Below are 20194 nucleotides of genomic sequence, written 5' to 3' on the forward strand. Positions count from 1 at the left end.
GACACCGCTTAGCCCGGGCTGACTCAGCCCTCTGGACCCAACGAAGAGGACACAAAGTGACGATTGAGAGCAACGCAGTGGACAGTTCTGGCGCCGCCGACCGGAGCATCCGCGACTGGGCGGACCTTGCCGAGGAGATGTGGTCCTACCTCACCGGTAAAGGCGCCGCGATCAACTACAACTTCATCGACATGACGATCGAGGTTCCCCGCGACATCGGCCCGGACGCTCCGCGCGCCACCTGGAAGCTGAACGGCAGCCTCCGCGTGACCACCAGCGACAAGGACGCCGTCGGTTCCGACGAGAACAGGGCCTGACCATGCCGCCGCGGTTCAGGGCCGACATCAACCTGGACTTCTCCCTCCAGGAGCCCTCCGGCGAGGAGGCCAGCGGATCGGTGAAGGCATCCGGTACCGAGGTGGTTGTCTCGCTGGACCGCATTGACGCGCTGCAGTCCCAGCGGCTGCCGTCCCTGGGGGACCTCCGGCCGCTGGCCAAGACGCTGGCCGACCAGGGGCTCAGTGTTGCGGTGGACGGGCCGGACGGCAGGATCATCAGCTTCGGCGCGGTCGACGCGCCGGCCTCCCAGCGGGTCATCACGCGCTCACCCCACATCAGGCTGGGAAAGCTGGGCGTGCTGGCACCCATGCTGAAGCGCGGCCGCCGTGCCCCGGCGCGGACCTTCAGCCTGCTGCCGCCGGGGACGCTCCTGCCGCTGCTGCCGACCGTCAAGCGCCGCATTCCGCGGCGCATCACCACCACCCACTACACCCGGGGCGGCGGCCGGCCGCGGCTGATATTCGTCCAGGACTCGACGACGTGGAACGGCCAGGTCCCGCGGGAGTTCAGCCTCACGGCGGAACGGGTGAGCATCGGCAGCGACGAGTCCGTGGACCTGCAGCTGCCGGGCCTCGACGGAGTGCACGCGGAGATCGTCCACAACGACCGCGACGAGTACGTCCTGGTGCGGCACGGCAAGGTCACCGGCAGCTTCGGTCCCGGGTCGGCGTCGGTCCTGCGCACGGGCTCCCGGCTCCAGATGGGCCAGTGGTGCCTGGCGTTCTTCCGGGAGGAGTTTGCCGACCACGGGCGCCCCTTCGGCGGCCGCAGCGGCGGCGAGTTCGCCTACCAGCGGCCGCAGCGCGATCCGCGGACGGGGGCCCTGGAGACGGACAGTTCGACGTACATCCGTTAGGCCGCGGGGGCCGGCGGCTCAGTCCGTAGGCTGGCCGGTCCCCACGTCCTTGGCGTCCATGATCCGGTAGGCGTAGCCCTGTTCCGCGAGGAAGCGCTGGCGCTTGGCCGCGAAGTCCTGGTCCAGGGTGTCCCTGGCCACCAGGGAGTAGAAGCGCGCGGCGCGGCCGTCCTTCTTGGGCCGCAGCAGCCTGCCCAGGCGCTGGGCCTCCTCCTGCCGGGACCCGAACGAGCCGGAGACCTGGATCGCGACGGACGCCTCGGGAAGGTCGATGGAGAAGTTGGCGACTTTGGACACCACCAGGGTCTGCACGTCGCCGGCACGGAAGGCGTCAAAGAGTTTCTGGCGTTCCTTCACGGAGGTGTCGCCTTTGATGACCGGCGCCTGCAGGCGCTCGCCGATCTCGTCCAGCTGGTCGATGTACTGGCCGATCACCAGCAGCTGCTCGCCGGCGTGCTCGGCCACCAGCTGTTCCACCACCAGCGTCTTGGATTCGGACGTGGCGCACAGCCGGTACTTGTCTGCGTCCTCGGCCATCGCATACGCCACGCGTTCGTCGCGGGGCAGGTCGATCCGGACCTCCACGCAGTCGGCCGGCGCGATGTAGCCCTGGGACTCGATGTCCTTCCACGGGGCGTCGTAGCGTTTGGGCCCGATCAGGCTGAAGACTTCGCCCTCGCGCCCGTCTTCGCGGACCAGGGTGGCGGTGAGGCCCAGCCGGCGGCGCGCCTGCAGGTCGGCGGTCATCCGGAAGATCGGGGCGGGCAGGAGATGGACCTCGTCGTAGATGATGAGGCCCCAGTCGTTGCCGTCCACGAGCTCCAGATGCGGGTACAGGCCGCCGCGCTTGGTGGTCAGCACCTGGTAGGTGGCGATGGTGACGGGCCGGACTTCCTTGACCGAGCCCGAGTATTCGCCGATCTCCTCCTCGGTGAGGGACGTGCGCTTGAGCAGCTCGTCCTTCCACTGCCGGGCGGACACGGTGTTAGTCACCAGGATCAGCGTGGTGGTGGAGCTGGTGGCCATCGCGGCCGCGCCCACCAGGGTTTTGCCGGCGCCGCAGGGAAGCACGACGACGCCGCTGCCGCCGGCCCAGAAGTTCTCGGTCGCCAGCTGCTGGTAGGGGCGGAGCTTCCAGCCGGACTCGTCCAGCATGATGGGGTGCGGCGTGCCGTCCACGTAGCCGGCCAGGTCCTCGGCCGGCCACCCGATCTTCAGGAGGAGCTGCTTCAGCTGCCCCCGCTGGGAGGAGTGCACCACCACGGTCTCGCCGTCAATCCGGGGGCCCAGCAACGGGGCGATCTTCTTGGCCCGGCTGACCTCCTCCAGCACCGGGTAGTCCGAGGTGCGCATTACCAGGCCGTGCTGGGGATCCTTTTCGAGCCGCAGCCGCCCGTACCGGGACATGGTCTCTTCGACGTCGATCAGCAGGGAATGCGGCACGGGAAAACGCGAGTACTTCAGCAGGGTGTCCAGCACCTTTTCGGCGTCGAGACCTGCGGCACGGGCGTTCCAGAGTCCCAGGGGCGTGAGCCGGTAGCTGTGCACGTGCTCGGGGGCGCGTTCCAGTTCGGCGAACGCGGCGATGGCATGGCGTGCTTCCGTGGCCAGTTCGTGGTCCACTTCGAGCAGGATGGTTTTGTCACTCTGGACGATCAGCGGTCCATCGTTCACTGGAGCAGTTCCTCTGCGGCTTCGACGTCAATAATCCGGTGGATGGACAGGACCCGTTCTGTTTCCTTCTCCGGATCGAAGACCCTGACCCGTCCACCGCTCACAGCTACCGGAACAACCGTCTCCCGCACGGAATTCCCCAGGCTGTCGACCACGTTCATGACGACGCGCTGTTTGAGCCGGATCGCCTTCTGCAGGGTTTCCAGCCCCAGCTGGGTGGCTTCCTCGCTGCCGGGCGCCGAGGAGTGGTGCCCGGCGGCACCCGCCGGGGGTGCCTGGCTGCGGAGCACGGCCAGCTGGGCGTCGACGTCGGCGTCCGGAGGCGCGGTGCGCGGCGCGCTGTAGACCGGCCGGACGCTGCCCGGCAGTGCAGTGGTGCGGCGCAGCCGGATGCCGGCGGCATCTGTTTCGTCCACCGCCGGGGACAGCCCCAGGCCGCGGAGGACCTGCGCCGTGTCCCGCGGGGCCGAATGGGAGACCAGCACCGTCGGGGCGAGCCGGACCAGGCCCAGGGCCGCGGCGCCCGGATTGTTGATCAGTTCCAGGAGCGCAGTCTCGTCGTCGCTCTGGATGAAGCTCACGGCGGACCCGACCCGCAGCCGTGCATGGCGGGCGGCGGTGTCCTGGATCAGGTAGGCCAGCGGCTGCGGGATCGCCGTCGCCGAGTGCTCGCCGAGGAAATCAAGCATCGACTGGGCGTCCTGGCCCGCGTCGAGCGCGCGCCGGACCGAGGGGACGGAGAAACGGTAGATGGTGGCCGGGCCCTGGCCCTCGGCGTCCGCCATGGTGAGGAGCTTCTCGGTCAGGTCCGGTGCGAGGTAGCCGGGCGCCACCGCGGTGAGGTCGGCCTGCAGCAGCACGTGATTCAGCGCAGCCGGCAGGTGCTCGCCGAGGATTCCCAGCGCCTCGTCGGGCTGCTCGGCCGCGATCGCCGCGCCGATCTGGCTGAGGGCGCCGGATCCGATCAGGCCCAGCATCTCGGCCTCGGCCAGGACCCCGCTGATCAGCGAGCTGAACCGCCGGGCCATCCGGGGCTGGGACCACTCCGCGCGCTCCAGCACTGCCGCGGCGTCCAGGACCGGGGCCTGGCCGTCCGCCGCACCGGCCTCCAGGGTCAGTTCGGCCAGGATTTCCAGGATCCGCTTTCGGACCACCGGGGCATCCGGGCGCTGCGCTTCGGCCGACAGCGCATTGATGGTGCTGCCGGCGGCGCCGCGGTGGAGGGCCGGGGTTGCGGCCTGCCCGTTGACGGGCTGCCCGACCAGCGACGGCGCCCGTTCGCTGGCAAGCCAGGCGTTGACGAGCCACAGCCACTGCTCCTGCCGGGGGAGCGTCAGCCACTCGAGCTGCGGCGGCTGGACCCAGGCGGAACTGTCCACGTCCAGCCGGATCAGGCCGGCCAGGGCGCACAGCTCCGCCAGCACCCCGGCGTCGTGCATCTCCAGCCGCAGCCCGTCCGCCAGCCGCTTAAGCTCCCGCACGCCCACGCCGCCGCTGCGCAGCGTCACCAAGGGCTGCTCGCGGACGATGTACAGCAGTTCCCCCACCAGCCGCAGGGTTTCCGCGATGGCGCCGAGGGCGGCATTGCGGCGCAGCGCGGCCGAGGTGGACCCCAGCCGCGGCACCGGGGGAGTCAGCGCAAACTTCTCGATGACGAAGCCGCCGCGCAGGGAGACGCCGACGCTGTGCGGCAGCTCCACGTGGGCCGCGTCCAGCGGGACCAGCAGCCCGCGGGCAAGGAGCCAGTCCACGGGCCCGACGTCGGCTGCCTCATGGAGCACGGAGGCGCGCCGCTGCGCCTGGGGCACGGCGCCCATGGCCCAGTTTCCGAATCGTGCCAGCAGTGCGGTGGTGCGCTCGGGCGCGGAGTCCAGGATCCGCCGGAGGGACTCCGGTGTCGCCGTCCAGTGCTGCAGCGACAGGGCCGCCTCCATGGGCGTGGTGGCGGGGGAGATGGCCGCGCCGCTCTGGTGCAGTTCGGTCACCAGCTGCACCACCCGCTGCGCGAAGGGCGGCTGGAGGCGCACCAGTTCCGTGTAGCTGCGCCCCAGCCCGGCGGGATAGATCCCGATCACGTCCTTGAGGCTGCCGACCGGCAGGTAGTACCGCAGTTTCGGGCCGGCCGGCGCGCCGTGCGGGGGTTCCGCCCGGTGCACCAGGGCCAGTTCCTGCAGGGAATGCAGCATCTTCTCGATCGAGGCCAGGGTCGAGCCGTTGATGAGCTTTTTCAGCATCGGGGCGGAGGCGCTGTGCCCGGTGTCCGTATTGGTGCACAGGTGCAGGGTTTCCAGGACCTGCATTTGCGGGCGGTTGAGCCGCTCCAGGGCCCGTTGCACGCTGACGCGGCCGCTGGCCCGGGCGGCGAGGGCTGCGAAGTCCGGGACGCCGGGGGAGATGAGGTCCGGCCGCGCGGCGAACAAGGCACGCAACGAATCATCGCTGCGTGCCTGCAGTTCCTTGCTGAGCGCGCGGATCAGGGACATCGGAGCACCGCTACCTTTCGTCCGGGCCCCGGGTCCGGCGGCGGGCCGCAACGCTGTCGACCACGAGCACCAGCATCAGCAGGAACGCCAGGGGGAGCCCGTAGAGGGCAGTGGACGTGATCCACACCGGTGACACGGCCTGGTTGAAGGCCATCACCATCACGACGCCGACGGCCGCGAGCGACAGGACGGCGGCGGCGGCCGCAATGATCAACAGCGGCCGTCTGAATCGCAGGGGAGTCATGAAGCTAACGCTAACAGTCCGGCTTGCCCCGCGCCCCAAACGACCAAAGTGGGCCGGGCAGGATAACCTTGAAGGAACAGACCAACACGGTCCGGGCAGTCATACCCTGAACCCGCACATCAGTGCGGATGCGGTGACCGCCGGCCGCGTCACCAGCAGAACGAAGAGGGTTGATTACGTGCCTACCGGCAAGGTCAAGTGGTATGACAAGGACAAAGGCTTCGGATTCCTCGCGGGCGAGGACGGCCAGGAAGTGTTCCTGCCGAAGTCCGCGCTGCCCGAGGGGGTAACCGAGCTCAAGGCCGGCACCCGCGTGGAGTTCGGAGTGGCCGACGGCCGCAAGGGCGCCCAGGCCCTGGGCCTGCGCGTGCTGGACAAGACCCCGTCCATCGCCAAGGCCAAGCGGCCCAGCGCGAAGGACCTCGCCCCGCTGGTGCAGGATCTCGTCACCGTGCTGGACAACCTCTCCGGAACACTGTCCGCGGGCAAGTACCCGGAAGGCAACAAGGGCAAGGCGATCGCCGCCGCCCTGCGTAAGGTTGCCGACGAGCTGGACGCATAAGGAGCGGCGATGACTCCTGTAGAGGGCTCCAAGCCGCGCGCCGGCGTCCCCGTCTGGCGGACCGGCAAGCCCGACGCCGTCCTGGCCGCCGCCGTCGACGCCGCCCGGGCAGCCATCGAGGGCATAGCCCCCGCCGAACAGATCGGTGCGCACCTTGCGGCCAAAAGCGAAGGCGACCGCCTGGTCACGCACCTCTTCGAGTCCAAGCTGCCCGGATACGGCGGCTGGCAGTGGTACGCCGTGCTGACGCGGAACTCGCGCTCCAAGGTGGTCACGGTCAACGAACTGGGCCTGCTGCCCTCCGCGGATTCGATCCTGGCGCCGGAGTGGGTGCCGTGGGCTGAACGGGTGCGCCCCGAAGATGAACAGGGCGAGGAAGAGCCAGCAGCCCCGGCGCCCCGCGAGGATGCTGAGGCCGGGCCCGCCGCGGACACTGCGCCAGAGGCGGACCTTGCAGCGGACTCCGCGGCGGACGACGGCGGTGACGCTGTCGGTCCCGACGCCGATGCCGATGGTGTCAGCGTCGATGCCGACGATGCCGCCACTGACGCTGATGCCGACAATGCCGGCAGCGACGACGAGTTCCCCGCAGCGCAGGCTGACTGACGGTTGGAACCATCCGGGGCGCGCCGCTGTGAGGGCTGGACATGATGTCCACCTTCAAGTCCCTGCACATCCTGAACTACCGGATCTGGTTCATCGGGGCGCTCATCTCCAACATCGGGACCTGGATGCAGCGCACTGCCCAGGACTGGCTGGTCTTTGACCACCTGACCAACCACGATGCCGGCGCCATGGGCATCACCATGGCCCTGCAGCTGGGACCCCAGCTGTTCCTCGCCCCCGTCGCCGGGCTGGTTGCCGACCGTTTCCACCGCAAACGGCTCTTGGTCCTCACCCAGTCCGGGATGGCCCTGCTGAGTGCGGCCCTGGGCCTCCTGGTGCTGTCCGGGGCCGCCCAGCTGTGGCACGTGTACGGCTTCGCCCTGCTGCTGGGGGTGATCTCCGCCCTCGACGCGCCCGTGCGGCAGACGTTCGTCTCAGAGCTGGTCCGCGACGACTACCTGCCCAACGCAGTGGCCCTCAACAGTGCCTCCTTCAACGTGGCCCGGATGATCGGCCCCGCCGTGGCAGGCGTCCTCACCGTAGCTGTCGGCCCGGGCTGGGTCTTCCTGATCAACACCCTGACCTTTGTGGCGCTGCTGCTGAGCCTGTGGCGGATTCCCGCCGACTCCCTGCGCCAGCTGCCCAAAGCCGCCCCGGGCAAGGGCAGGATCCGGGAGGGCCTGCGCTACGTCCGGTTCCGGCCGGACATCGTGGTGGTGCTGGTGGCCGTTTTTGTGGTGGGCACCCTGGGCCTGAACTTCGTGCTGTTCATCGCAGCCATGGTGGGCACCGAGTTCGGCCTCGACGCCAGCGCCTTCGGGCTGATGAATTCCATCATGGCCATCGGTTCCGTGGCCGGCGCCCTGCTCTCAGCCGGCCGCAAGAAGCCCAGGCTGCGGATCATCTTCGGCGCGGCCGGAGCCTTTGGTGTGGCCTCCGGCCTCGCCGCGCTGGCCCCCAGCTACTTCTGGTTCGGCGTGGCCCTGGTGCCTGTGGGGCTCTTCGCCATCACGATGATGACCAGCGCCAACGGCTACGTCCAGACCACCACCGATCCGGTGATGCGCGGCCGGGTGATGGCACTGTACATGGCGATCTTCATGGGCGGGACGCCCATCGGGGCGCCGCTGGTGGGCTGGGTGGCCAACGTGGCCGGTCCCCGCTGGGCCATGAGCGTCGCCGCGGCCTCCGGCCTGATCGCAGCCCTGATCGGCCTGGTATGGATCGTCCGGGCCCGGCAGCTGCGGATCCGCTTCGACCGGCGGGCCCGCGGCCTGCGGCACTTCCGGGTGGTGTCCGCCGGCGCGGACTCCACCAATGCGGGCTCCACCAATGCGGACTCGACCAACGCGGAGCCCTCCAACGCGGACGGCGCCGCCCGGGACTGACCCGGACGGCGCCGTCGAACGCTGGAGCGGCACGGCCGCGCTGGCGCTCCCGCTACTTCTTCAGTTCGCCCACAACGAAGTCGATGCATTCCAGCAGCGCCGAGACATCGTCCGGCTCGATCGCCACGAACGTGGCAATGCGGAGCTGGTTGCGGCCCAGCTTGCGGTACGGCTCGGTGTCAACGATGCCGTTGGCGCGCAGCACCTTGGCGATCGCGGCGGCGTCGATGGAGTCGTCGAAATCGATGGTGGCGATGACGTTGGAACGGTCCTCGGCCTTCGCCACGAACGGGGTGGCGTACTCAGAGGCCTCGGCCCACCGGTAGATCCGGCCGGCCGAATCCGCGGTGCGGGCCGAGGCGAAGTCCAGGCCGCCGCTTTCGTTGAGCCACCGCACCTGCGCGTCCAGGGTGACCAGCGTGGCCAGGGCCGGGGTGTTGTATGTCTGGTTGAGCCGCGAGTTGTCGATTGCGGTCTGCAGATCCAGGAAGTCCGGGATCCAGCGGCCGCCGGCCTTGATCCGGGCTGCGCGCTCCAGGGCCGCGGGGGAGAACAGGCCCAGCCACAGGCCGCCGTCGGAGGCGAAGTTCTTCTGCGGCGCGAAGTAGTAGACGTCGGCCTCAGCGACGTCAACGTCCAGGCCGCCGGCCGCCGAGGTGGCATCGACCAGGACCAGCGAGCCGGCATCGGCGCCAGCCACACGCTGGACCGGTGCTGCCACGCCCGTCGAAGTCTCGTTCTGCGGCCAGGCGTAAACGTCGACGCCGGCCTCGGCCCGGGCCACAGGGCGGGTGCCGGGCTCGGACGTGATGATGGAGGAGTCCGCCAGGAACGGCGCCTTGTTGGTGGCGGCGGCGAACTTCGAACCAAACTCGCCAAAGGACAGGTGCTGCGCCTTATTCTCAACGAGGCCGAAGCTGGCGATGTCCCAGAACGCCGTCGATCCGCCGACGCCCAGGATGACCTCATACCCCTCCGGGGCACGGAAGAACTGGCTGAGCCCGTTCCGGACCGAGCCCACGAGGTTCTTCACCGGCGCCTGGCGGTGGGACGTCCCCAGCAGCCCCGAGGCCGCGGCGAGGGCCGCAAGCTGTTCCGGGCGGACCTTGGACGGCCCGGCGCCGAACCGGCCATCCTTGGGCAGGAGGTTTGCGGGAATCGTGATGCTGGTGTCGCTCACAGTGGCTCCAATTTTCGGCTGGTACAAAGTGCGGCTCGGAAAGCGGCCCGGCAGGGTGGCTGCCGCGGACCCGCATTTCATTCTGCCTGACTGCCCGGCGGGGGAGGCAAAAAGACCCGTCACAGTCCGGTCACTGAGATTATCCGGAGTAATTCAAAATAGGCTAAGCTGACCTGCGAACGTACGGCGGCCCCCGGCCAAGGCGCGCGCAGCACGCGGTACGGTGGGAACACGCAAGGACGGCGCTCGAGGAGCTGAGCTGAATGACGGATCTGATCGATACAACCGAGATGTATCTGCGGACCATCCTGGAACTTGAAGAAGAGAACATCGTTGCCCTCCGCGCCCGCATCGCCGAACGGCTGCGCCACTCCGGCCCCACTGTTTCCCAGACCGTCGGACGCATGGAGCGCGACGGCCTGGTGGTTGTTTCCGGTGACCGGCACCTTGAGCTGACGGAAACCGGACGGAAACGCGCCATTGAAGTCATGCGCAAGCACCGGCTCGCGGAGCGGCTCCTTGCCGACGTGATCGGACTGGACTGGGCGTATGTGCATGAGGAAGCCTGCCGCTGGGAACACGTGATGAGTGAACGGGTGGAGCGGCGGATCTTCGAGCTGCTGGACCACCCCACCGTTTCCCCCTACGGCAACCCGATCCCCGGCCTCGCGGAACTGACCGGACAGCCCGCCCAGCCGTTCGCGGACGGCGTCGTGAGCCTGCTCGAGGCCATGACCGGCTACGGGCCCGGCTCCCGGATCACCGTCAGCCGGCTGGCCGAGCCCATCCAGGTGGAGCCGGAACTGCTGGTCCAGCTCGACGAGGGCGGCATCCGCCCCGGCGCCTCGGTGTCGCTGGAGCGCGTGGGGGAATACATCTCCGTCCGGGTGCCGGACATCGAAGGCGCCCTTGAACTCCCGCCGGAGGTCGCGGCCCACGTCTTCGTCACGGTCGGTTAAGAAAGCCTCACGGGATGTCCTCCCGCAGCTCATCGGACGACCTATGAGTTCTCCACAGATCTGGTAACGGATTTATCTCTGGGCGGCTTAATCGCCTATAGTTGATCACTAGTACCGATACCAAAGCGTTATCTGATCCGAAGCCGAGCTCTGCCAGCGGATCAGTAGCCGCGTCACTTTCTGGCAGGGGCGGGGGAACCACTTCCGGCTGTTTTGCAGCCTTGGGGTGAAGTCCGTCAGCGGCAAGCTCACACCATATGAGGAATTCCTTGGATCCCTCTGTGCCCTGCGCTTGCCACGGCGGACCGGGTCTTTGATCTCTCTGACCCGAATCCGACAGCTAACCTCGCAGGCTCTCCAGAGAGGAACCGTTTTTGACCACCCAGACCGTCAGGGGCCGCCGTCGTGCGACCGGTCCCGCTCCGGAGCCGCGCCCGGTCGTCGCCATTACGGCAGACCGTCCACGTGACGCGCACCGTGATGAGCGCAGGGGCCGCCGCAGCCCGTTCCGCCAGGTAACTGACTTCGCCGCCGCAAGCGGCGTCGGTCAGAAGGCCGGCATCGCCCTCGCAGCCACGGGACTGGTCCTCACCGTGACCGTCCCCGCCACGGGCCCCGTGATGGCCACGGACGCCGGATCCGCAGGGTCCGTCTCCGCTGCAGTCCAGCCCGACGTCACGGCCGGCGAGGCAAAAATTGACTTCAACCGCACAGCCGTGACCACCCAGGGCGACCCGGACGGCAAGCTCAAGCAGCTCCTGAGCGCGCAGTCCGTGGGTTCGATCACCCGGGCGGCGTCCGCGGGCAGCCTGGGTGCGCCCTTGGCCCAGCTGAAGACCGCCTCGCCCTTCGGGTACCGGGTCAGCCCCATCACCGGCGGCTCCGGCGAGTTCCACCGCGGCCAGGACTACTCTGCCCAGTGCGGTACCCCCGTTGTTGCGGCCGCCAGCGGCACCGTGACCTTCACCGGATGGCACCCCTACGGCGGCGGCAACCGCGTCGTGATCGACCACGGCAACGGCCTGGAGACCACCTACAACCACTTGTCGTCTGACACCGTCTCGGTGGGCCAGCAGGTCTCCCGCGGCGAGGTTGTGGCGATGAGCGGCACCACCGGCGCCTCCACCGGCTGCCACCTCCACTTCGAGGTCATGGTCAACGGCGAAGTCGTCGACCCGACCGGGTGGCTCTAACAAAGCTGATCGGGCACTCTCGCCTTTGCGTGACACGCCGTGATCTGAATGTGACATTGAGCCCCAACTGTTGTACGTTTGACCCACGCCAACTTTTCCGAAGTTGGCGCTCTTGAGTGGATTGCCTAGCTCTGCCACCGCTCAAGGTCCGTTCGCATTACATCGTCTGGCAGGGGCGGGGGAACCAATTTTGGTCTTCGCAAGAAGACCTAGGGGTTAAGTCGCAAAGCTTCCCAGGAAGCGGCGCGGCCGGGTGACTCCCATCCGAATCCGACAGCTCACCTCGCAGGCATTGGGAGAGGCTACTTTCGTGTCTTCACGCCACAATGCTGAGCGCCAGCGCGCTTGCGCGGCTCTTTCGAGCCCGCTGATGTCCGATACCCGGAACGCCCTTGCCGGCGCCCGGACCGGATTTCGCACCGCCGCCTCTATCTCTGTTGAGTCCGGCCCGCAGGCCATGCACCTGCACGCAGTTCCCGCTTTTGGCGCGTCTTCGCAGTACACCCTTCGCTAAGTAACCCATTTCAGGGGCGATCCGGCGTACCCCCAAGATGCCGGAGCGTCCTCAGCCCGCGCCTGAAAAGCGCGGACCCAGGATCACGAAAGAGAGAACTTAATGACTACTCGTGCAAACGCACGGCACCGCGCCGAGGTCACCAAGACCAACTCGCTCGCTGTCATTGCCAAGGCTGTCGGCGAGAACGCCGGTGGCATGGGCCGCCAGGCCGCAGTTATCGCTGCAGCTTCCGGCCTCGTCCTGACCAGCGGCGTCGCAGCCAACGCTGCCGAGGCCAACGTCCAGCGCGAATCCACCTCGGCTTCCACGCTCGAGGTCCAGTCGGCCGCCCCCGCGACCATCTCGGCTGCTTCCACCATCGCCATCTCCTACGAGAAGCCGGCTGTCACCACCACCGCGGCTCCGGTCGTCGAGGCCCCGAAGCCGGTAGTGAAGGTCCAGGAGACCTCCACGGCCAACACTGCCAAGACCGCCAGCACGAAGGTCGGCGCCACCGCCGCCGCGGGCACGCAGGCTCCGGCTGCCGTCGCCAGCGGCATGGGCGCCACGATCGCCGCCGCCGCCTACGCACAGATCGGCATCGGCCAGGACTGCACCGCCCTCGCCACCAACGCCCTGGCCGCGGCCGGCATCAACTACCACGGCTGGCCGGCAGGTTACCTGTCCCTGGGCCGCACCGTCAGCGCCAGCGAAGCACGCGCAGGCGACCTCGCCTACTACCAGAACGGCGGCTCGGGCCTGGCCCACATCGCTGTCTACGTCGGCAACGGCATGGCCGTGCACGGCGGCTGGAACGGCGGAACCACCTCCCTGCAGAGCGTGAACGTCGGCTCCGGCCCGGTCTTCATCCGCGTCGGCGGCTAAAGAACCTCCAGCAACACCAAAGGACCCCTGCCTTCCGGCAGGGGTCCTTTGCGTTGCCGCTGAACGAACTTCAGCAAAGAATGACCGCAGCCGGCAAAAAAACATTCGGCGAAACCGCATCTCCATGTTTACTCTTGTTTTGTCGATCCATAGCCCGACCATGCAGAGGGCAGCCGGCCCTCGTGCCCCTGGCGGGTGCGGCCGTGAAGAGGTATGCGGATGCGCACTCTCGTTCTGAATGCTGGATATGAGCCCCTGGCGGTAGTGACCTTCCGCCGGGCGCTGGTGCTCGTGCTGACCGGAAAGGCCAGCGTCGTGGCGGAAGGCGACGATCCCGTCGTCGGGCCGCAGGACGTCTTGGGCCGGCCCTCGGTGATCCTCCTCAACCGGTACATCCGGCCCCGGTACAACACCGTGACAACTGTCAGCCGCCGTGGTGTGCTCCGCCGGGACGGGCACCGCTGCGCGTACTGCGGCAAAGCGGCCCACACCATCGACCACGTCCAGCCCAAGTCCAGGGGAGGGGCGGATTCCTGGGAAAACCTCGTCGCCGCCTGCCTGCGGTGTAACAACGCCAAGGGCGACCACACGCCCGGTGAAATGGGATGGAAGCTTGGCTTCAGCCCCGCACCGCCTAAAGGCACCACCTGGCAGATCAAGGAGCTGGAGAAGCCGACGCCGGCGTGGGACCCGTTCCTGCTGCCCGAATCCGCCGCCTGAAACGGCCCTCCGCCGTATCCCGCTGCCCGGCCGATCGGTCCTGCCCGGGTTAGGCTGGGCCGGTGGAATTCGATGCCGTCATACTGTCCGGAGGCCGTTCCTCCCGCCTGGGGGGCGTGCCCAAGCCTGCCCTGATGCACGACGGCGCCACCCTCCTGGAGCGGGCCCTGCAGGCAGCCGGCGGGGCCTCGGCAGTCGCCGTCGTGGGGCCCGACCCGGGAACGCTGCCCCCGGGTGTGCTGGCCTGCCGGGAAGACCCGCCCTTCACCGGCCCGGCCGCGGCGATTGCCGCCGGCCTGTCCGCCCTGGCCCGGCGCGCCCGTGACCGGCACCGCGCCCCTGCCCCGTACACCCTGGTCCTTGCCTGCGACATGCCCCGTGCACAAGCCGCCGTCCGCGCGCTGCTGGAAGCCGCCGCGGACGGCCCGCCAGGCGACGGGCTGATGGCGGTGTCCGCCGACGGCCGCAGGCAGCCGCTGGTGGGCCTATATGGCACGGACGTGCTACAACGGCACATTTCGGACGCCGCCCGGCGCGGTGCGCTCGCCAACGCCCCGGTATTCGGCCTTCTTGCTAGGCTGGACGTGCGGGAAGTCGGTGTCCCCGGCGGCTCCACGGATGATGTGGACACCTGGGACGATGCCGCCGCACTCGGTGTGACCGGACCGCCCGGCGTCCATGGTGGGGACAACCACGGACAGGACCCGGCGCCCGGTGCGCCCGAGCTGAAATCGACCTTGGAGGCAGACAGTGAAAAGCCAGGATGAAACGCTGGAAGACTGGTGCCGTGCCCTGCTGCAGGCCCTGGAGCTGGAAGGCATCGAGGTTGATGTCAACGGGGTCCTGTCCTTGGCCGGGGTGGCAGCGCATTCAATCGTGCGCCCGGCCGCGCCCTTGACCACTTTCATCGCCGGGTTCGCGGCGGGCCTCGCCACCGGCTCGGGCAAGGCCACGGATGCTGCCTCCATGCAGGCGGCGATGGACGTGGCCCGCAAACTGGCGAAGGACTACGCGGCCACCGAAACCCCCGACGCATGACACCTGTTCCCCCTCCCGGCAGTGCCGCTGCCGCTGGGCACGAGCCTGCCGCCGGCAGTGACGGCGCAGCCCCGGACCACGAGCCCCCTGGACTTGGGGACAACGTGCACCGGCACCTCGCCCACACCTGGCAGGAAGCCAGGCAGCTCGCCTTCGACTGCGCCGCGCCCATCCCGGCCGCACCCGTAGCCCTGCGCGACGCTCTGGGCCGGACGCTCAGCGGCGACGTCGAAGCACTCGCGGACATGCCGCACTACGCATCGTCCGCCATGGACGGCTGGGTCGTGAACGGCAGCGGCCCGTGGATCCTGGCGGAGCCCGGACAGCGGCTGGCACCCCACCAGGGAAGCCCCATCGTCACGGGCGGGCTGATCCCGCCCGGAGCGAAAGCCGTGCTGCGCAGTGAGAGCGGCACGATCGCTCCCGACGAGGAGGGGCTCCCGGTCCTGCGGCTCGCCGGCGCCGCCAAACCAGGCGAGCCGCGCAACGGCGAACACATCCGGAAAGCCGCGGAGGAAGCTGCCGCCGGCGACGTGCTGATCACCGGCGGGACCGTGCTCAACCCCGCGCACCTGGCCCTCGCCGCCCTCGCCGGCTACGACACCCTCCCGGTCCTGGGCAAACCCTTGGTCCGGCTGGTGTACACCGGCTCCGAAGTGGTGACGGCGGGTATCCCGCAGCCCGGTCAGGTGCGGGATACTTTCGGTCCCCAGCTTGCCGGCGTGGTGGGGATGCTCGGCGGCATCTGTGTGGGCGAAACAAAAATCGGTGACAGCTACGACGAGTGGCTCTCCGCGCTCGAGGACACCGACCCGGCCCTGGACGCCGCCGTACCGCTTCCCGGTGCGGCCAGCGAGCCGCTGCCGGCCGACGTCGTCATCACCACCGGCGGCACGGGCCGCTCCGGCACGGACCACCTGCGGCGCTCGGTTGCCGAGCTGGGCGGGCGGCTGCTCATTGACGGCATCGCCATGCGGCCCGGCCACCCCGCCGTCCTGGCCGAACTGCCGGACGGCCGGTTCATCATCGGGCTGCCGGGCAATCCGCTGGCGGCCATGATGGCGCTCTCCACCATCGGCGCCCCGCTCCTGGCCGCGCTGGGGCACGGAAGCCTGCCGGCCGTCACCGAGGTTCCGTGCGGCGCCATGATCGAGCCCGATCCCGGCAGGACCCGGCTGATGCCGTTCCGGCTGGTCTACGGCATGGCCTCCCCGGCGCAGCACGCGGGCCCGGGCATGATGCGCGGGCTGGCCTCCGCCGACGGTGTGCTGGTGGTCCCGCCGCACGGCGTGCAGCTGGGCGAGCCGGTCCCGGCCTTCGCGCTGCCGTGGGGCCGGCCGCTTCCTGACCTTGTGGCCCCGAAAGACAAGCCGGCCCCCAAACGTCCTGCCCGGAAATCCGCCAGTACCGGCGGTCCCGTGGACTGGAGCGCCCTGCTGGGGTAGCGCCCCTGCCCCGAATGCGCTGTCCCGATCGCGCTGGCCACCCGGCCCGGCGCTTGCCAGAATGGAAAGATGATGGTGAGGAGTACCTGATGGGTCGTGTCACACAGCGCCGCAAGGTGCACAAGTATGTTTTGGACGGGTCGCCCCAGGCGCTGGAGTTTCCAGTCCGCCACCGGGAGGACGTGCTCGCCGTCGAGGAGCCGCTGGAAATCCGGATCGGCAGCATGCAGTTCTCGGTCACCATGCGGACCCCGGGTCACGACTTTGACTTGGTGGCGGGTTTCCTCGTCTCCGAGGGGGTCATCTGGACCCCCGAGCAGCTCGTCTCGCTGCGGTTCTGCGCCGGGGAAGACGAGGACGGAGTCCAGACCTTCAACGTGGTGGAGGCGCAGCTGCGGCCCGACGTCGTCCGCCCTGACACCGGGCGGAATGTCTACACCTCCAGCTCGTGCGGCATCTGCGGCACGGACTCCATTGAGGCGGTGCACAAGTCCTCGCACTTCAGTCCCGCTGCCGACCCGCTGACGGTTCCCGTCGCCACCCTCGCGGCACTCCCGGACCAGTTGCGCCAGGCCCAGGCCGTCTTTGACGTCACCGGGGGAGTGCACGCCGCCGGACTGTTCCGGATTTCCGACGACGGCAGCGCCGAACTGCTCTGCCTGCGGGAGGACGTGGGACGCCACAACGCCGTGGACAAGGTGGTGGGCTGGGCCCTCCGGGAGGGCATACTCCCTTTGCGCGGGACGGTGCTCCAGGTCTCCGGGCGCGCGTCGTTCGAACTCGTGCAGAAGGCCGCCCTGGCCGGCATCCCCGTCCTGGCTGCGGTCAGCGCGCCGTCGAGCCTGGCGGTCGAACTGGCCGAGGCCAGCGGGATGACACTGGCCGGATTCAGCCGCGGCGCCTCGCTGAACGTCTACGCGGGCGCCGGCCGCGTGGCCCTGCCCGCACACGCCGGCGGATAGCGCCGGAACCCCGCCCCTTGGATCGGGGAGGGTGGCGAAGTAAGTTTTATCCATCGACTGGACACATTCCAGCGCCATCCCCGCCAGCGCTAAGAGGAACACATGCATGACGACCGCCGTCTCACGGAAGTCCGGCTCGACCGTTTCGTCCGCGAACGCATTGCCCCTGCGGTCTATCCGCGCAGGGTCCCGCTGGACCTGAGCAGCTGGGAGGTCCCGGACGAACCGGTGCCGGCCCTGGAAGCCCTGCGCCAGCAGTTCACGCCGCAGGCGCACGGGGCAGCGTGGGGACGGCCATGGAGTACCACGTGGCTGCGGCTGCAGGGGCAGGTTCCCGACGCCTGGGGCACCGCGGCGGACACCTCCGTGGAGATCATTGTGGACCTCGGATTCAGCACCGACCTTCCGGGCTTCCAGTGCGAGGGCATCGCCTGGCGTCCGGACGGAACCATCGTCAAAGCCATCTCCCCGCGGAACCAGTACATTCCGCTGAAGCTGCTGGGCAGCGGGATGGCTGTCGATTTCTACGTGGAGGCTGCCGCCAACCCCGACCTTTCGCAGGGGTGGACGTTTGCGGCCACGCCGTACGGGGACAAGGCGACGGCGGGCAAGGAGCCAAAATACCGGCTCGGCCACATGGTGATCGCTGAACTCAACCAGACCGTCTGGGAGCTGCAGCAGGACATCTGGACCCTCAACGGCCTGATGCACGAACTGCCCATGAACCTGCCCCGCCGGCACGAAATCCTCCGCGCGCTCGAAGACATGCTGGACGTCATGGACCCCGACGACGTGCCGGGGACCGCCGCCGCCGGGCGGGAGGCGCTCGCCGGGGTTCTGTCCCGGCCGGCCTACGCCTCGGCCCACCGCCTGCTGGCCACCGGGCACGCGCACATCGACTCCGCCTGGCTCTGGCCCGTCCGCGAGACCATCCGCAAATGCGCCCGTACGTTCTCCAACGTGGTGGCGCTGATGGACGAGGACCCCGGCTTTGTGTTCTCCTGCTCCTCGGCCCAGCAGCTGGCCTGGATCAAGGAGCTGTATCCGGAGCTGTTCGGGCGGATCCGGGAAAAGGTCAAAACCGGCCAGTTCGTTCCCGTCGGCGGCATGTGGGTCGAATCGGACACCAACATGCCCGGCGGCGAGGCCATGGCCCGGCAGTTCCTCGAGGGGAAGAGCTTTTTCCTCGACGAGTTCGGGGTGGAATGTCAGGAGGCCTGGCTTCCGGACACGTTTGGCTACTCGGCGGCACTGCCGCAGATCGTCAAGGCATCCGGCAGCAAGTGGTTCCTGACCCAGAAGATCTCCTGGAACCAGGTCAACCGGATGCCGCACCACACGTTCAACTGGGAAGGGATCGACGGGACCCGCATCTTCACGCATTTCCCGCCGGTGGACAGCTACAACTCGGAGCTCAGCGGCCGGGAACTTGCCCATGCCGAACGGAACTACCGCGACCACGGGCGCGGCACCACCTCGCTTGTCCCGTTCGGCTACGGCGACGGCGGCGGCGGACCCACCCGTGAAATGCTCGCCGCCGCGCGCCGCACGGCGGACCTCGAAGGCTCGCCCCGGGTGGAGATCGGCTCGTCCGCCGATTTCTTCACCCGGGCGCAGGCCGAATACCCTGCCCTTCCGGTCTGGGCCGGCGAGCTGTACCTCGAACTGCACCGCGGAACCTACACCAGCCAGGCCAAGACAAAACTGGGCAACCGGCGCAGCGAACACCTCCTGCGCGAAGCCGAACTGTGGTGCGCCACGGCCGCCGTCAGGACCGGCTACACCTATCCGGCCGCCGAGCTCAAGCGGCTCTGGCGCCTGGTCCTCCTGCAGCAGTTCCACGACATCCTCCCCGGCAGCTCCATCGCCTGGGTGCACCAGGACGCGGAACGGAACTATGCCGCCGTCGCCACGCAGCTGGAGGCCATCATCGCCGGTGCCGCCGGATCCCTCCTCGGGGAGGGGGACGTCAGCTTCCTGCTCAACGCCGCGCCGCACGAACGCGGCGGTGTCGCCGCTTACGCCGCGGACCGCCCCGCCCCCGCAGGGCCCCCGGTGGCTGCCGTGGAAGCCGCCGGCGGCTACGTGCTGGACAACGGGATCATCCGGGCCGCCGTCAATGCCGACGGACTGCTGGAATCCCTGGTGGACGCCGCCAGCGGCCGCGATGCGATCGCTCCCGGACAGTTCGGAAATCTCCTGGAACTGCACCGGGACACCCCCAACGAATGGGACGCCTGGGACATCGACGCGTTCTACCGCCGCAACGTCACCCCGCTCACCAGCGCGCGGTCGGTAGCGCTGGAACGCAGCGGCGGGGACGCCGTCGTGGTGGTGGAACGGCTGGCCGGCACGTCGGCCGTGACACAGCGGATCTCCCTCGCGCCGGGGGCGCACTCCCTGACGATCGCCACCGCCGTGGACTGGCAGGAGAGTGAAAAGCTGCTCAAACTCGGGTTCGCCCTCGACGTCCGGGCGGACCGGTCAGCGTCGGAGACCCAGTTTGGCCACGTTTTCCGCCCGACACACCTGAATACCTCGTGGGAAGCGGCGAAGTTCGAGATCTGCGCGCACCGGTGGCTCCACGTCGCCGAGCCCGGCTACGGGGTGGCGATCTCCAACTCGTCCACCTACGGCCACGACGTCACCCGGAGCATCAGGGCGGACGACGGCGGGACCACCACCACCGTGCGGCTCTCCCTGCTGCGCGCCCCCAAGTTCCCGGACCCCGGCGCCGACCGCGGCCGGCACGAACTGACCGTCACCATCCGGCCGGGCGCCAGCATCGCCGACGCCGTCGAGGAGGGCTACCGCACCAACCTGGCACCGCGGGTGGTGAAGGGCGCCCACGGGGCGGAACCGCTCTTCGCGGTCTCCAATCCGGCCCTGGTCGTTGAGGCCGTGAAGCTGGCCGAGGACGGTTCGGGTGACGTGATCGTCCGGCTGTACGAATCGCTGGGGGAGCGCTCCGTGGGGCGGGTCACCGCCGGGTTCGCCGCCAGCGGCGTCCACACCGTCGACCTGCTGGAGCGGCCGGCGGCTGCGCCGGGTGTGACTCTGCGCGGGGACACGGCGGAACTGGCCCTGCGGCCGTTCCAGCTGGTGTCCCTGCGGTTTGTCCGCTGACATTCGGCGAATGTGCCCTTAAACAGGCTGAGTGGGAG

Annotated in this window: 18 protein-coding genes and 2 riboswitches; of the genes, 14 read left to right on the forward strand and 4 right to left on the reverse strand. The window is 69.0% G+C overall.

Going from position 1 to position 20194, the window contains the following annotated elements; all coding sequences use genetic code 11:
* Positions 1–56: 56 nt before the first annotated feature.
* Positions 57–317, forward strand: a complete 261-nt coding sequence (locus AR539_RS06255; RefSeq protein ID WP_231728507.1) for a hypothetical protein — start codon at positions 57–59, stop codon at positions 315–317.
* A gap of 2 nt (positions 318–319) precedes the next feature.
* A complete protein-coding gene (locus tag AR539_RS06260; RefSeq protein WP_066433728.1) occupies positions 320–1195 on the forward strand; it encodes an FHA domain-containing protein in 876 nt (291 codons plus the stop codon).
* Positions 1196–1213: 18 nt separating this feature from the next.
* Here AR539_RS06260 and AR539_RS06265 read toward each other — a convergent pair whose 3' ends face one another.
* The 3 genes from AR539_RS06265 to AR539_RS06275 are packed head-to-tail and all read right to left on the reverse strand — an operon-like array spanning position 1214 to position 5596.
* Entirely contained in the window at positions 1214–2869 is a 1656-nt protein-coding gene (locus AR539_RS06265) for a DNA repair helicase XPB (RefSeq protein ID WP_066433731.1), read from the reverse strand.
* Entirely contained in the window at positions 2866–5352 is a 2487-nt protein-coding gene (locus AR539_RS06270) for a helicase-associated domain-containing protein (RefSeq protein WP_066433733.1), read from the reverse strand. The genes AR539_RS06265 and AR539_RS06270 overlap by 4 nt, the downstream gene beginning before the upstream one ends.
* A 10-nt stretch (positions 5353–5362) precedes the next feature.
* Positions 5363–5596, reverse strand: a complete 234-nt coding sequence (locus AR539_RS06275) for a hypothetical protein (protein WP_066433734.1) — start codon at positions 5594–5596, stop codon at positions 5363–5365.
* A 178-nt stretch (positions 5597–5774) separates the two neighbouring features.
* On the opposite strand from AR539_RS06275, the gene AR539_RS06280 reads away from it, so the two are divergent.
* From AR539_RS06280 to AR539_RS06290, 3 genes are read left to right on the forward strand one after another with little or no spacing between them, the layout of a single operon-like run.
* Positions 5775–6158, forward strand: coding sequence for a cold-shock protein (locus AR539_RS06280; protein WP_066436175.1), 384 nt, complete (start codon positions 5775–5777; stop codon positions 6156–6158).
* Between the two features lie 9 nt (positions 6159–6167).
* Positions 6168–6764 carry a DUF3027 domain-containing protein gene (locus tag AR539_RS06285; RefSeq protein ID WP_066433741.1) on the forward strand — a complete coding sequence of 199 codons (597 nt, stop codon included), beginning with the start codon at positions 6168–6170 and terminating at the stop codon, positions 6762–6764.
* A 44-nt stretch (positions 6765–6808) separates the two neighbouring features.
* Positions 6809–8152 (forward strand): MFS transporter, encoded by a 1344-nt coding sequence (locus tag AR539_RS06290; RefSeq protein WP_231728570.1) that lies wholly within the window; start codon positions 6809–6811, stop codon positions 8150–8152.
* A gap of 52 nt (positions 8153–8204) precedes the next feature.
* Here the strand turns inward: AR539_RS06290 and serC are convergent, their stop codons facing one another.
* Entirely contained in the window at positions 8205–9332 is a 1128-nt protein-coding gene (gene serC, locus AR539_RS06295) for a phosphoserine transaminase (protein WP_066433744.1), read from the reverse strand.
* A gap of 263 nt (positions 9333–9595) precedes the next feature.
* On the opposite strand from serC, the gene AR539_RS06300 reads away from it, so the two are divergent.
* The 9 genes from AR539_RS06300 to AR539_RS06340 all read left to right on the forward strand — a co-directional run bounded on the left by AR539_RS06300 (position 9596) and on the right by AR539_RS06340 (position 20156).
* Complete coding sequence (locus tag AR539_RS06300; RefSeq protein WP_066433746.1) at positions 9596–10291, forward strand: metal-dependent transcriptional regulator; 696 nt, start codon at positions 9596–9598, stop codon at positions 10289–10291.
* 156 nt (positions 10292–10447) lie between these two features.
* A riboswitch (cyclic di-AMP (ydaO/yuaA leader) is annotated at positions 10448–10661 on the forward strand.
* 4 nt (positions 10662–10665) lie between these two features.
* Positions 10666–11484: a M23 family metallopeptidase gene (locus tag AR539_RS06305; RefSeq protein ID WP_066433749.1), complete on the forward strand. Its 819-nt coding sequence runs from the start codon at positions 10666–10668 to the stop codon at positions 11482–11484.
* Between the two features lie 136 nt (positions 11485–11620).
* Positions 11621–11790: riboswitch (cyclic di-AMP (ydaO/yuaA leader) on the forward strand.
* Between the two features lie 310 nt (positions 11791–12100).
* Positions 12101–12865 carry an NlpC/P60 family protein gene (locus tag AR539_RS06310; protein ID WP_066433751.1) on the forward strand — a complete coding sequence of 255 codons (765 nt, stop codon included), beginning with the start codon at positions 12101–12103 and terminating at the stop codon, positions 12863–12865.
* Between the two features lie 219 nt (positions 12866–13084).
* Positions 13085–13585, forward strand: coding sequence for an HNH endonuclease (locus AR539_RS06315; RefSeq protein ID WP_066436177.1), 501 nt, complete (start codon positions 13085–13087; stop codon positions 13583–13585).
* 62 nt (positions 13586–13647) lie between these two features.
* Positions 13648–14352, forward strand: a complete 705-nt coding sequence (gene mobA / locus AR539_RS18935; RefSeq protein WP_231728508.1) for a molybdenum cofactor guanylyltransferase — start codon at positions 13648–13650, stop codon at positions 14350–14352.
* The gene (locus tag AR539_RS19660) at positions 14336–14623 is read left to right on the forward strand and encodes a DUF6457 domain-containing protein (protein WP_066433753.1); all 288 of its coding nucleotides are present in this window, start codon (positions 14336–14338) and stop codon (positions 14621–14623) included. Before mobA ends, AR539_RS19660 begins: the two co-directional genes overlap by 17 nt.
* On the forward strand, positions 14620–16068 hold the full coding sequence (locus AR539_RS06330) for a molybdopterin molybdotransferase MoeA (RefSeq protein WP_082699218.1): 1449 nt from the start codon (positions 14620–14622) through the stop codon (positions 16066–16068). The genes AR539_RS19660 and AR539_RS06330 overlap by 4 nt, the downstream gene beginning before the upstream one ends.
* Before the next feature lie 89 nt (positions 16069–16157).
* Complete coding sequence (fdhD, locus tag AR539_RS06335) at positions 16158–17030, forward strand: formate dehydrogenase accessory sulfurtransferase FdhD (RefSeq protein WP_066433756.1); 873 nt, start codon at positions 16158–16160, stop codon at positions 17028–17030.
* 102 nt (positions 17031–17132) lie between these two features.
* Positions 17133–20156 carry an alpha-mannosidase gene (locus tag AR539_RS06340; RefSeq protein ID WP_066433759.1) on the forward strand — a complete coding sequence of 1008 codons (3024 nt, stop codon included), beginning with the start codon at positions 17133–17135 and terminating at the stop codon, positions 20154–20156.
* Positions 20157–20194: the final 38 nt, after the last annotated feature.

The sequence above is a fragment of the Arthrobacter sp. EPSL27 genome (assembly GCF_001512305.1).
Classification (GTDB): domain Bacteria; phylum Actinomycetota; class Actinomycetes; order Actinomycetales; family Micrococcaceae; genus Arthrobacter.